Origin of the sequence: Paraburkholderia caballeronis (assembly GCF_900104845.1) — a bacterium.
GTDB classification, from domain to species: domain Bacteria; phylum Pseudomonadota; class Gammaproteobacteria; order Burkholderiales; family Burkholderiaceae; genus Paraburkholderia; species Paraburkholderia caballeronis.
Genome location: NZ_FNSR01000002.1, coordinates 2,087,628 through 2,099,637, shown reverse-complemented (window position 1 = coordinate 2,099,637; position 12,010 = coordinate 2,087,628). Strand labels below are relative to the sequence as shown.

The following is a 12,010-nucleotide window of genomic DNA, read 5'->3' as shown; positions in this document are numbered from 1 at the left end:
ATCGATCCATACTTTCTCCAACGGGCGCCATTGCGCTTCGCCCCAGCGAAGCCACCGAACCCGCGCCAGCACAGCAAAAAACCGAGGAGACGCATCGATGCCCCCGATCCCTTTTCCTTCAGCAGCCGCATTCACGCGTATGCAGAACCGTGCGGCCCTTTCCGCGCTCTGACGAGCCCGCCCCACTGAACAGGAACCCACGATGAGCGTTGAATTCAAACCGTACCCGTTCGAGGCGAAACGCTACGACGCGCGGATTCCGCCGCTCGCAGACGGCCGCGAAACGCGTCGTCACGCTGTGACGATCGTCGGCGGCGGCCCGGTCGGCCTCGCGATCGCGCTCGGGCTCGCGAATCACGGCATCGCCTCGGTGCTAATCGAGGCGGACGAATCGGTGTGCTACGGCAGCCGCGCCATCTGCATCTCGCGGCGCAGCCTCGAAATCATCGAGCGGCTCGGCGCGCTCGACGGTTTTCTCACGAAAGGCCTGCCGTGGACCGGCGGACGCAGCTTCTATCGCAACGACGAAGTGCTGCACTTCACGATGCCGCAGGACGACAACCAGAAACTGCCGCCGATGGTGAACCTCGCGCAGTACCACATCGAGCAGTTCCTGCTCGACGCGGCCGAGAAGCGCGCGGACCTGATCGACATCCGCTGGCGCACGAAGGTCACGTCGGTCAAGACCGATGCGGACGGCGCGACACTCACGCTGTCGACGCCGCCCGGCGACTACGAAGCGCAGACCGACTGGCTCGTCGCCGCGGACGGCGGCCGCAGCACGATCCGCGACGCGCTCGGGCTGAAGCTGACCGGCACCAGCTACGAAGGCCGTTATGTGATCGTCGATATCCTGCTCGACAGCCCGCGCCCGACCGAACGCCTCGCGTATTTCGACCCGGCGTCGAACCCCGGCTCGACGGTGCTCGTGCACAAGCAGCCGGACGACGTGTGGCGCATCGACTATCAGTTGCGCGACGGCGAGGACGCGGACGAAGCGATCAAGCCCGAAAACGTGATGCCGCGCGTGCAGAGCCTGCTCGACATGATGGGCGAAACGTCGCCGTGGTCGCCGGTGTGGATCACGATCTACAAGGCAAATGCGCTGACGCTCGAACGCTATCGCCACGGCCGCGTGCTGTTCGCCGGCGACGCCGCGCACCTCGTGCCGATCTTCGGCGTGCGCGGCGCGAACTCGGGCATCGACGACGCGGACAATCTCGCGTGGAAGCTCGCGTTCGCGATCAAAGGCATCGGCGCGGACAGCCTGCTCGACAGCTACTCGGACGAACGGGTGTTCGCGGCGCACGAAAACCTGAGCTACGGAACGAAGAGCACCGAGTTCATGGCGCCGCCGTCGTTCGCGTTCGATCTGATGCGCTCGGCCGTGTTGAGCCTCGCGGTCAGGCATCCGGGCGTGCGTTCGCTGATCAACCCGCGGCAAACCTCCGCGATTTCCTATACGAAATCTTCGTTGAACGCGGCATCCGACGCATTCGACGGCGGACCGGCGCCGGGCGCCGTGCTGCCCGAATGTCCGCTGACGATCGTGGAACGCGGCGACGTGCGCGACGGCCACCTCACCGACCTCGCCGGTCCGCGCTTCACGGCGCTGTATTTCAGCGAGAACGGCGACGTTCCCGCCGGTCTCGACGGACTCGAAACGCACGCGCGGACCTGCGGAATCCCGTTCGAACTGGCGGCGATCAGCCGCCAGCGGCCGTCCGATCCGACGCGCCGGACCGCATGGGACCCCACCGGTCGCGTGTTCGAGATGTACGGCGCACAGCCCGGCGCACTCTACCTGGTGCGTCCGGACGGCCACGTGCTGGGCCGCTGGCTGCACGCGACCGCCGCGCAGGCCGTCGTCGCGCTCGACCATGCACTGAACGCGTAACCCGATTGCCGAATGAGGAAAAAGCCATGACCGACAGCGAACTCGACTCCGTCTATACGCGGCTGTGCAGAACGATGACCGATCTCGGCGAAGCGAACAGCCCGCTGTTTCTGGCCCGCTTCGCGCTGCTCGCGATCGACCGGATCGGAAACGCGGATGCCGCGCTGCGGCTGATCGACGACGCACGCGAAGGCATGACCGCGCGCGCCGACCACGCGTGACGGAGACCGGCAGCACACGCTCGCGCCGCCGGCGATACGGCGTCAGCCTCCGGTCGAACGCACGAGCCGCGCGAGCCGCGACCGGTTGCTGACGCCGAGTTTCTGAAACGACCGGTCGAGATGCGTGCGCACGGTCGTATAGGAAATACCGAGGCGCTGCGCGATTTCCTTGTCGAGCAGTCCTTCGACGACCAGCTCGACGACCTCGCGCTCGCGCCGCGTCAGCCGCCCGAACACGCCGCCCGGTCCTTCCGGCGGCGGCTCGTCGGCCGCCTTTGCGATGCCGGTGTCGTCGCGCGCCCGTGCGAGCGCTACGGTGAACGCCGGCCGCACCAGTTCGAGCAGCGCGAGTTCATGATCGGAAAAATTGTCCCGATGCTCGCCGCGCCAGATCCTCAGGTCGCCGATGTTCTCGCCATCGAACCACGCGAACAGGTTCAGCCCCCAGTGCAGTCCGTCGCGGCGCAGAAAGTCGTTGAACAGTTCCGACTCCGCCAGCTCTTCCTGCGGAATCACGTCGGTCACGCGCACGGCAGTCTGATAGCGTTGCAGCCGCGGGGTCAGCGAATCGCGATACTGGTAGTACTGCTCGTAACCGGACAGATTGTCGTCCGACATGTTGAGCGCCACGCGATTCGCGAACCGCTCGCGTTCGTCGTCCCACACGTAGGACGCGAGATAGTCGGCATTCAGCAGATCGAGCAGGCGCCGCCCCACCTCGCGCCGCAGTTCGTGCTCGGGTAGCGAATCGGCCAGCACCTTGAAGATATCGGCAACGAGTGCCTGTTCGCGGCTCGTCAGGTACATGCGGCACACCTGTCGGAATCGGAAACGTGGCCTCGGCCGCAATCAGCCGGCCGGACCGCCTTGCGCGGTCCGCGGTCGCGAAGCGCAGCCGCTAGAGCGTATACGGACGAATCGGGGTGTTCAAGACAGCAACGCCGACTGTGGACGGGCGTCCACACCGCAGTTGCCTAAAGGAAAATTCTTGTGCAGAAAGAAAGTGGGCGGCCGAAGCCGCCACTCAAAACACACGCCGGCGCAGTTGCTGTACCGTCACCGGAGTTTGCATGGTACGCGAGGAATTTCGTCGTTCAATCCTCATTAATGGGGACAAACGCGCACAAAATGAAAGGTTATGCCGCAAAATGAATCACTACGCATAACCAGGAAACCCGCCGACGCATCGGCTTGGACGTTCGCGCGCGCCGGCGGGAACGACCCGGCGCGCATCCCTGATACGGCTATTGAACGATCCGCGTCACGCCGCGGCCGCGCGGGTCGGCGGCGGCTTCCGGCGTGTCGCCGTCGATACGGATTGCCTGGATGTCGCCGTTGAAGTCCTGCCCCTTCAGCACGTAACCCTTCGCCTCCACCTGCTTCGCGAGCGGGCCGTCGATCGGCTGGTACGGCTCCCAGAAAATCGTGTTCGGCGGCAGCAGTTGATGATGGAAGCGCATCGCGCCGACCGCGTCTTTCAACGGCATATCGAAGTCGTACAGGTTGTTGACCACCTGGAAGATCGACGTGAAGATCCGCGAGCCGCCCGGCGTGCCGATCACGAGCGCGACCTTGCCGTCCTTCGTCAGGATCGTCGGCGTCATCGACGACAGCGGCCGCTTCCTGGGCGCGATCGCGTTCGCATCGCTGCCGACCACGCCGAACATGTTCGGCACGCCCGGCTTCGACGCGAAGTCGTCCATCTCGTCGTTCAGCACGATGCCCGCGCCCGGCACGACGACGCCCGACCCGAAGTAGCCGTTGATCGTGTACGTGCTCGACACCGCGTTGCCCCACCTGTCGACCACCGAGAAGTGCGTCGTTTCTGCCTTCTCCGGCATCGACGTGCCGAGGCCCGGCTGCACGCTCTTCGTGTCCGACGGCTTGTCCGGATCGACTTCGGCCGCGCGCTTCGCGAGATACGCGTCGTCGGTCAGTTGCGCGACCGGCACCTTGTAGAAGTCCGGGTCGCCGAGATACTGCGCGCGGTCCGCGAACACGCGCTTCTCGATCTCCGCGGTCAGATGGATGTACTGCGGCGAATTCAGCGGCACGTCCTTGAACTGCGGCGCGAGATCGGCCTTCATCTTCAGCAGCTGCACGAGGCCGACGCCGCCCGAACTCGGCGGCGGCGCGGTGATGACGTCATAACCGTTCCACTTCGCCTCGACCGGCTGCCGCCATACCGCCTTGTAGTCCTGCAGATCGCGCTTCGTGATGAGGCCGTTGCCCTTCATCGACGCGGCGATCAGATCGGCGGTGCGGCCGTTGTAGAAGTCCTTCGCGCCGTCGTTCGCGATGCGCGTGAGCACCGCCGCGAGTTCGGGCTGACGGAACGTCTCGCCCTGCTTCATCCCGCCGAAATACTGGTCGAAGTTCGTCTTGCCGTCGAACTGCTTCGACGCGTCGTCGCGGCGCTTCACCAGTTGCTCGTCGACTTCGAAGCCATCGCGCGCATAGTGGATCGCGGGCGCGAGCACCTGCTTCCATTTGAGCTTGCCGAAGCGGCGCTGCGCTTCCCACATGCCGTCGACAGTGCCCGGCACGCCGACCGCATAGCCGCCGTACAGGCTCTTGCCCTTGATCACGTTGCCCTGCTCGTCGAGGTACATCGTGCGGGTCGCGGCGAGCGGCGCGCGCTCGCGAAAGTCGAGGAAATACGGCTTGCCGTCGACGTACAGCGTCATGAATCCGCCGCCGCCGATGTTGCCCGCCTCCGGATACGTGACGGCCAGCGTGAACGCGATCGCGACCGCGGCGTCCACCGCGTTGCCGCCTTCGCGAAAGATCTGCTCCGCGGCATCGGCTGCGTAGCGGTCGGCGACCGCGACCGCCGATGCGGTCAATACCGGCTTCTGCTGCGGCGCCTTCGCAAGCGCCGGCGTGGCTTCGAGGAAACCGGTAGAAATTGCGGTCAGCGTGACGAGTGCGAGAGTGCCTGCGGAAATTCTTGTTCTGTCGATCAACTTCATTGAGCTTCCTCCATGATTCCGTTCATCAACTCACGTCCTGCCCTGGCCTTATAACACGCACGTCAATCGTTTGCGAGCCGGGCGCCTGCCTGATGCCTGCCTGGCGCGGGCGTCGGCGCCTACGCGGCGCGGCGCGTGCCGCGCGCGATCTCGTCGCCGGTGCCGGCCGGCAGACGCATCGTGACCGGAACCGACGCGACGCAGAACAATCCGACCACGACGAACGCGGGCCAGAAATCCGACCAGACGATCGTCGGATGGCCCTGGAGCGTATGCGAAATCTGCAGCACGATGCCGGCGATCGTCACGCCGAGCCCGAGCGACAGTTGCTGGATCACGCTCGCGACACTCGTTGCGCGGCCGATGTCGCGCGTCGGGATGTCCGCATACGCGAGCGAGTTGAGCGCGGTGAACTGCAACGAAGGAAACAGGCCGCCGATCAGCACGATCAGCAGGATCGCCCAGCGCGGCGTATCGGGAAAGAAAAATCCGCACGCGGCAATCGACGCGCCCGCGAGCATCGCGTTGACGATCAGCACATGACGAAACCCGTAGCGCCGCAACGCGCGCGACGCAATCGTCTTCATGAAGATCGAGCCGAACGCCGACGCGCACGTGATCGAGCCGGACGCGAACGCGGTCATGCCCAGTCCCTCCTGCAACGTCAGCGGCAGCAGGAACGGCACGGCGCCGAGCCCGATACGAAACAGCGAGCCGCCGGCGACGCTCGCGTTGAAACTCGGAATCCGCAGCAGGCTCAGATCGAGCACCGGCCGCTCGACGCGCCGCGCATGGAACCAGTAGATCGCGAGCAGCACCACGCCGCCGACACACATCGCGAGCGCGCTGCCAACCGGCACGAGCCCGCTGCCGACGAGCGACAGGCCGAGCATAAACAGCGCCGCGCCACCGGCGGACAACAGGAAACCGACCAGATCGAGCCGCCCTGGATGCTCTTCGTGCATGTTCGCGATGTGCCGTCCCGCGAGCCAGATGCCGAGCACCCCGATTGGAATGTTGACGAAAAAAATCAGCCGCCAGTGCAGGAACGTGGTGATGAAACCGCCGAGCGGCGGTCCGACCACCGGCCCGAGCAACGCGGGCACGGTCAGATAGTTGACCGCGCGAATGAAGTCGGACTTCGGCAGCGAACGGAAGATGATGATGCGCCCGACCGGCACCATCATCGCGCCGCCGATGCCCTGCACGAAGCGCGCGGCGACGAACATCGTCAACGACGTGGACGCCGCGCACAGCAGCGACCCGGCAATGAAAATTCCGATCGCGGTACGAAACACGGTGCGCGAACCGAAGCGGTCCGCGACCCAGCCGCAGATCGGGATGAACACGCCGAGGCCGATCACGTAGCTCGTGACCGCGAGTTTCAGCGTGATCGGATCGTGGCCGAGGTCCCGCGCCAGTGCGGGCAGCGAAGTGACGATGACCGTCGCGTCCACGTTCTCCATGAACATCGCGCAGGCGACGATGAGCGGGACGATGAAAGTGCCGAGGGCGAGTGGCATGGGCGGAACGACAGTCAGCGCGGCTGACGGCGTAAAGCCGCCATTATGGCATCGTGTTGCGGCCCCATGTTGCCGCGGAAACGCAGGAAAACGAATCGTGTGCCGCGGCGGCGCGACTTTTTACGATCCGAAAACGAGAAAAACTGGCGGACAAACAATGGCCCGCGCATACAGCGGCGGGCCATCGATCATCGAATAAGGCGGGATTTACAGTGTCGGCTGCTTCACGCGGCTCACGACCGGACGCAACTGCGGCAGCACTTCTTCGGCCGCGCGCACGACGTCGTTCGGGAAGTCGATCTCGATCCACGGCGCGCCGGTCACGTCCGCGGTGTCGAACTCCGGGCCGCGTTCGAGCAGCAGGTCGCGCACCGCTTCTTCGTGCGGCAGGTTCGCGCGGCCGCTGTCGACATAACCGGCGACGATCTGCGCGAACCGCTTCGCGGTCGCTTCGTTCAGCCGGAAGAAGCCAACCGACTCGCCGATGGTGTCGTATTGCAGCCCGACCGCGAGTTGCTTGCGCAGTTCGACCGGCACGCCGTCGCGCAGGCACAGCTTCACCGGCTCGTCGCCGGCCTCGAAGTCGCGGTCGATCAACAAACGGTTCGTCGGCGCGTCGCCGGCGACCAGCGGTGCGAGCACGCGCTCGTCGTACAGCACATCGGCGTCCATCAGCAGCACGTCGCCGCCGCGCGTCAGCGCATCGGCGACGCAATGCACGGTCAGCACGCTGCCCAGATCGAAACGCGTGTTCAGCACCGTCTCGACCGGATGCGGCCAGCCGATCCGCTTCAGTTCGGCGTCCACCTGCTCAGGCTGAAAGCCGAGCGCAAGCACGACTTCGGTCACGCCGGCCGCTTCGAGCAGTTGCAGGTGACGCTCCAGCAGCGACACCCCTTCGAACGGCAGCAGGCATTTCGGAAACTGTTCTCCAGCCTGTTGCTGAAGGCGCAGGCCAAGGCCCGCGGCAAGAATGATCGCGCGCATGCGTAAAGCGTTCCTCGGGAAAAAAACTTAATCGACGGCTTCGACAGCAGTCGGCACGCGCACCGCGCGCCGACGCTGCCAGTTCCGTTCGCTGAAATGCAGATAAAGCAGGCCCGGCAGGCCCAGCATGATTTCGCGCGCGCGCTTCGCGAGCGACAGCGCGAGCGCGGCGTCGGGCGGCAGCCCGACAAGCGGCGCGAGCAGCAGATAACCGCCCTCCTGCACGCCGAGCGAGCCCGGAATCGCGAACGCCGCGCCGCGGATCGCCTGGCCGACGCTTTCGAGCAGCAGCGCGTCGACCCAGCCGACCGGATGGCCGAGGAAGCGCAGCGCGAGCCACACCTCGACCGTGCCGGCCAGCCAGCCGACGAGGCTGAAGGCGAAACTCGCCGCCGCCTTGCCGCGCTGCCGATACAGTTCCTTCACGGCTTCATCGACCGCATCGGCGCGGCTCGTCAGCGACGACCAGTCGCGCTTGCCGAACAGCTTCGCGGCGACGCGCAGCGTGCGCCCGAACAGCCCGCGCCGCTGCGCGACGTAGAACAGCGCGATCATCGACGACAGCACCACGGTCGCGATCGCCGCCGCGATGCCGAGATTGCGCGGCGCGCCATGCGACGCGTACACGCAAAACAGCAGTATGCCGAACACCGCGAACAGGATCTGCGCGACTGCCTGCAACGTCGTGCTGACGGTGATCGCGGCCGCCGCATCGCGCATCCGCATCCCGCGCTGCGTGAGCTGGCGCACCATCACGACCGGGCCGCCGATCTGGCCGGCCGGCAGCAGGCTGTTCACCGCCTCGCCGGTCCAGCGCGCGAGCAGCGCGTCGCGCTGATCGACTGGATCATGCCGGCCGAACATCACCGCGATCGCCCCCGCGTCGAACGCGAGCGGCACCACATGCACGACAGCGAGCAGTCCGAGCCCCCAGCCGGCGGTCGCCAGCGCGGTCGTCACCGATCCGAGCCCTTGCCAGGCCAGCAGCGCGATGAAGAGTGCCGCGCCGATCGACAGCAGCAGGAGCGCAGCGCGACTCACGCGGACTCTCCCCCGGTGCCGCCGCCGCGCCGGCCCGCGAGGATTGCCTTGCGGAACACCTGGCGAAAGCCGAAGTACGCGATCGCGTCCTTCATGTTCGAAATGAAACGGCGCCACGGGCGCATGTTCGGGTTCGTCACGTACTCGAACGTCAGCGACACGCGCATCTCGCCTTCGGCGGCCGGCGTGACACGGTGGCGCAGCTTGTCGCCGTCGAACAGCACCAGCGAACCCGGCGGATACTGGACCGAGCCGGGTTGGTCCGAACGGCTGTCGTCGCGCGTGTGCAACTCGTAGTCGAGCGTGCACGACGAGTCGTCGATCACGCCGAACAGCACTGTGTAGCGGCGGCCGTCGTAATACGACGTGTCGTAGTGCCAGCCGATGTGGTCGCCTGCGCGCGTGTAGTAGTACAGCGCATACGCGTGCGGATCGTCCTGCGGCGACAGTTGCAGCCGGTCGCCAGTGATCTTTTCGAGCCACGCGATCAGTTCCGGCGAGCGGTAAAGCTGCGCGATGTACGGCGCGAGCCGGTCGATCGTGTGGCGGCTCACGCTGCCGCCCGCCTTGTGGCCCGGCAGGTAGTTGCGGTTGACTTCGGGAAGCAGCGCGCGCGCCGCGTCGATCAGTTGTTGCGTCGCGTCGGCGGGCAGGAACTCGGACAGGTACAGGAACGAGCCCTGATCCACGTATTCGCCGCGCAGACGCGCATTATCCAGCGGACGCAGCGCCGCCGCGACGGCCCGGGCCGGGTCGGCGCCGGGTGCGGTGGATTGCGGCGCGGGGCCGCCGGAGAAACGGGGGGCGGTGGACGGGACGACCTGTTCTTGTTCTGCTTGCGCACTCATCTGCTGATCCACATCTGGCTGGTTTCCTTCGCGGGACGGAGCCGGCGCGTCACGCGCCAGTAGTCGACCACGACCCACAGCGCAAACAGCGGTGCACCAATCGACGCCGCGACGACGAAAGGCGCCACGATACCGGTGAGCGTCACGAGCGGCAACAGATAGAGAACGTCCTCCGTCTCGAAGCCCCCGACGAACGCCTGTTTCGTGCCGACTTTGCCGGCCATTTCCTCGATCCGCATCCGCAGGAAGAAGATCGCCGCGACCGCGACGCCCGCCAGCCCGCCGAGCACCGCGGGCGGCACGTGCCACCCGGCGCCGGACGACTGGACGCCTAGCCCGTAGCCCATGCCGAAGAACAGCAGCACGGTCACGACCGCATCGGCGGCGAGATCGTAGAAATGACCAATACGGCTGGTTTTACCGCTGATGCGGGCCAGTTCGCCATCGGTGTGATCAACAAAATTCGACAAAACGATCAAAAATGCGCCGATGTTGACGTGCGTAAAGCCGCCGAGCGCGAGGCAATACGCGCCGGCCAGTCCGATCGCGAGGCGCAACGTGGTGAGGTGGTTCGGGGTGACACGCGTGTGGACAAGCGGCGTGACGAGCCAGCGCGCGGCGCGCGCGTCCCAGGTGCGGGGCAGCGGCACCGCGATCGGCGCCGTTTTCCCAGGTTGGTCTTTTCCAGTCATAACCGCGAAGTATAGTCGAAGCCGTATTTGCGTGTGTTGGGGGGCGGCACGTATCGGGATAGACGCCGGACCGCTGAGAGCCCGGCCTGGCGGCGGTATCGCCGCGGAACCGGGGGCTCGGATGCGGGCCGTTTCGGCCGGTGGTTGTCCGGCGGAAGATGCTGAAAAAAGCGCGCGCTTTCCGGATCCCGCGCTGATAACTCCCACGACTATGACGCCCAATCGCTGCGGGAATAGAGCGGATAGGACCGCCGCGTCGGGGACGACCGACGGCACCCGAAACCATGCCTCCCGATCAAGCAAACCGCAGGCCCGCAGATAACCCGAACGCACCCCAACCCAGGTCAAGGCGCTACCCGCCGCGCCATCCACAGAATCGGCCATCGCGTTTTAAGGGCCTGCGGATTTGACACTCTTTCGCGCCATCGTCCGGAAACGATCCGGTGCCGAGCGCCATGGTCACGAAGACATCAAGGACAGTGCGGAACTGATCGAGCGACGCCAATTACTGCGCTGCCGCAAGCACATTCGTTCGAACCCGCGTACAGTGCGTGCCTCTGAAACAGGCTTACGCACCCGCCCGGCGCACGCTCTGCTCCCGGCCGAACTCGAACCCTGACCCGGATGAAACGCCTTACCCGCCTCGCCCTTGCGCTGCTGCTCGCGGCGCTCCCCGCCATCGGCCGCCCGGCCACCCTCGACGACCTGCTGACGTGCAGGATGTCCGCGCACGAGTTCGTGTCCGGCCTCGTCGACCAGCAATTGATCGAGCCCAAGCCGATGCGCGTCGAGGACAACTCGATCAACGCGTTCTGGCCCGCCCACGACCAGCACCTGACCGCATACGGCTTCAGCGTGTTCGCGATCGTCGGATTCCAGCAGGACGACCCGCTTTTCCGGACCGGCAGCGGCAAGCCGATCGCGCGCTCGGCCTATGGCGCGGTCGTGCTCGGCAGCCAGGGCAAGGTCGAGGCCGCGGTGCGCGCCGCCGGCAATGCCGCGATCGTCTATCATGCGGCGCCGCTCCTGACCGCGATCTTCTGCAAGCAGGACTGACCTCGCGGCGGCGCGCGTCATACGTTACGCGTCAGCCGCCGACGCGGCCGAAACCGCCCGCCGCCCACGCCTGCGCGGCCGACTTCGACAGCTTGAACGTCGGCTCGACGCGCTGCTGCGCCAGTTGCCCGCCGAACGCGTCAAACGCGGTCAGCAGCGCGTAGGGCTCGTACTCGTCCGGCACGATGTCGAGCGTCACGTCGATGTCGCCGTGGTCGCCGTCGACCGTCACGCGCTTGTGCAACTGCGCATGCAACTGCTGCTCGTGACGACGCAACACCTCGCTCGCCGTCTTCACCAGCGTGCCGAACGCAGCGGCGTCGAGCGGCTTTGGATTCTTCTTGTCCCGCCCCATCGTCCACGGGCCGACCAGCGCGGGCTCCGGTTCGCCGTCCTTGATCATCGCGACGGCCCAGCCGTCGTCGTCTTCGTTCTTGATCACGCGCGCGGTCCAGCCGTCCTTGCGCCACAGGCGCGGGTCCTGCTGGATTTCGGGCGAGGCGGAGGAGTCGGAGGCGGCGGCGGGAGAGTCGGTCGTCATGGCGGCATTCGCGGAGTTGCTGGGCTGCCCGCCAGGCGGGCAAGCGCAGGATTTTACCTGCAAGCGATCGGAACACGCACGACAGATCTATCGGGATATAACTGCGGCGATAAACCACATTATATTTCCGAAACCCTTTTCAGGCCGCCAATAATCTATCTAAACAGGAATTAGCTTTTATCAAAAAAAAGCGGCCCGAAGGCCGCTAAAAAAACAGATGAAAAAGACCACC

General features: G+C 65.9%; 11 protein-coding genes. 3 read left to right on the top strand and 8 right to left on the bottom strand.

The features are described from left to right. The first annotated feature begins 202 nt into the window (after positions 1 to 202). Together BLV92_RS25855 and BLV92_RS25850 are read left to right on the top strand one after the other, a co-directional pair. Positions 203 to 1,897: an FAD-dependent oxidoreductase gene (locus tag BLV92_RS25855; RefSeq protein WP_090550645.1), complete on the top strand. Its 1,695-nt coding sequence runs from the start codon at positions 203 to 205 to the stop codon at positions 1,895 to 1,897. A 26-nt stretch (positions 1,898 to 1,923) separates the two neighbouring features. Next, on the top strand, positions 1,924 to 2,118 hold the full coding sequence (locus BLV92_RS25850; RefSeq protein WP_090550642.1) for a hypothetical protein: 195 nt from the start codon (positions 1,924 to 1,926) through the stop codon (positions 2,116 to 2,118). A 42-nt stretch (positions 2,119 to 2,160) separates the two neighbouring features. Here BLV92_RS25850 and BLV92_RS32965 read toward each other — a convergent pair whose 3' ends face one another. The 7 genes from BLV92_RS32965 to BLV92_RS25815 form a co-directional block, all read right to left on the bottom strand. Continuing rightward, complete coding sequence (locus BLV92_RS32965; RefSeq protein WP_090550641.1) at positions 2,161 to 2,925, bottom strand: response regulator transcription factor; 765 nt, start codon at positions 2,923 to 2,925, stop codon at positions 2,161 to 2,163. Positions 2,926 to 3,362: 437 nt separating this feature from the next. Further along, positions 3,363 to 5,090 carry a gamma-glutamyltransferase gene (ggt, locus tag BLV92_RS25840; protein ID WP_090550638.1) on the bottom strand — a complete coding sequence of 576 codons (1,728 nt, stop codon included), beginning with the start codon at positions 5,088 to 5,090 and terminating at the stop codon, positions 3,363 to 3,365. A gap of 119 nt (positions 5,091 to 5,209) precedes the next feature. Further along, a complete protein-coding gene (locus BLV92_RS25835) occupies positions 5,210 to 6,613 on the bottom strand; it encodes an MFS transporter (protein WP_090550636.1) in 1,404 nt (467 codons plus the stop codon). Between the two features lie 207 nt (positions 6,614 to 6,820). Continuing rightward, the gene (locus BLV92_RS25830) at positions 6,821 to 7,600 is read right to left on the bottom strand and encodes a phosphocholine cytidylyltransferase family protein (protein ID WP_090550633.1); all 780 of its coding nucleotides are present in this window, start codon (positions 7,598 to 7,600) and stop codon (positions 6,821 to 6,823) included. A 27-nt stretch (positions 7,601 to 7,627) separates the two neighbouring features. Further along, complete coding sequence (locus tag BLV92_RS25825; RefSeq protein WP_090550631.1) at positions 7,628 to 8,641, bottom strand: HpnL family protein; 1,014 nt, start codon at positions 8,639 to 8,641, stop codon at positions 7,628 to 7,630. Next, the gene (locus BLV92_RS25820; RefSeq protein ID WP_090550628.1) at positions 8,638 to 9,489 is read right to left on the bottom strand and encodes a HalD/BesD family halogenase; all 852 of its coding nucleotides are present in this window, start codon (positions 9,487 to 9,489) and stop codon (positions 8,638 to 8,640) included. The genes BLV92_RS25825 and BLV92_RS25820 overlap by 4 nt, the downstream gene beginning before the upstream one ends. Next, complete coding sequence (locus tag BLV92_RS25815; protein ID WP_090550626.1) at positions 9,486 to 10,181, bottom strand: CDP-alcohol phosphatidyltransferase family protein; 696 nt, start codon at positions 10,179 to 10,181, stop codon at positions 9,486 to 9,488. Before BLV92_RS25815 ends, BLV92_RS25820 begins: the two co-directional genes overlap by 4 nt. Positions 10,182 to 10,805: 624 nt before the next feature. On the opposite strand from BLV92_RS25815, the gene BLV92_RS25810 reads away from it, so the two are divergent. After that, on the top strand, positions 10,806 to 11,237 hold the full coding sequence (locus BLV92_RS25810) for a hypothetical protein (RefSeq protein WP_090550623.1): 432 nt from the start codon (positions 10,806 to 10,808) through the stop codon (positions 11,235 to 11,237). A gap of 31 nt (positions 11,238 to 11,268) precedes the next feature. Here the strand turns inward: BLV92_RS25810 and BLV92_RS25805 are convergent, their stop codons facing one another. After that, on the bottom strand, positions 11,269 to 11,778 hold the full coding sequence (locus tag BLV92_RS25805; protein WP_090550620.1) for a hypothetical protein: 510 nt from the start codon (positions 11,776 to 11,778) through the stop codon (positions 11,269 to 11,271). Positions 11,779 to 12,010: the final 232 nt, after the last annotated feature.

Coding starts and splice junctions, on each gene's coding strand:
- BLV92_RS25855 (WP_090550645.1), top strand. CDS start 203: ATGAGCGTTGAATTCAAACCGTACCCGTTCGAGGCGAAACGCTACGAC.
- BLV92_RS25850 (WP_090550642.1), top strand. CDS start 1,924: ATGACCGACAGCGAACTCGACTCCGTCTATACGCGGCTGTGCAGAACG.
- BLV92_RS32965 (WP_090550641.1), bottom strand. CDS start 2,925: ATGTACCTGACGAGCCGCGAACAGGCACTCGTTGCCGATATCTTCAAG.
- ggt (WP_090550638.1), bottom strand. CDS start 5,090: ATGAAGTTGATCGACAGAACAAGAATTTCCGCAGGCACTCTCGCACTC.
- BLV92_RS25835 (WP_090550636.1), bottom strand. CDS start 6,613: ATGCCACTCGCCCTCGGCACTTTCATCGTCCCGCTCATCGTCGCCTGC.
- BLV92_RS25830 (WP_090550633.1), bottom strand. CDS start 7,600: ATGCGCGCGATCATTCTTGCCGCGGGCCTTGGCCTGCGCCTTCAGCAA.
- BLV92_RS25820 (WP_090550628.1), bottom strand. CDS start 9,489: ATGAGTGCGCAAGCAGAACAAGAACAGGTCGTCCCGTCCACCGCCCCC.
- BLV92_RS25815 (WP_090550626.1), bottom strand. CDS start 10,181: ATGACTGGAAAAGACCAACCTGGGAAAACGGCGCCGATCGCGGTGCCG.
- BLV92_RS25810 (WP_090550623.1), top strand. CDS start 10,806: ATGAAACGCCTTACCCGCCTCGCCCTTGCGCTGCTGCTCGCGGCGCTC.
- BLV92_RS25805 (WP_090550620.1), bottom strand. CDS start 11,778: ATGACGACCGACTCTCCCGCCGCCGCCTCCGACTCCTCCGCCTCGCCC.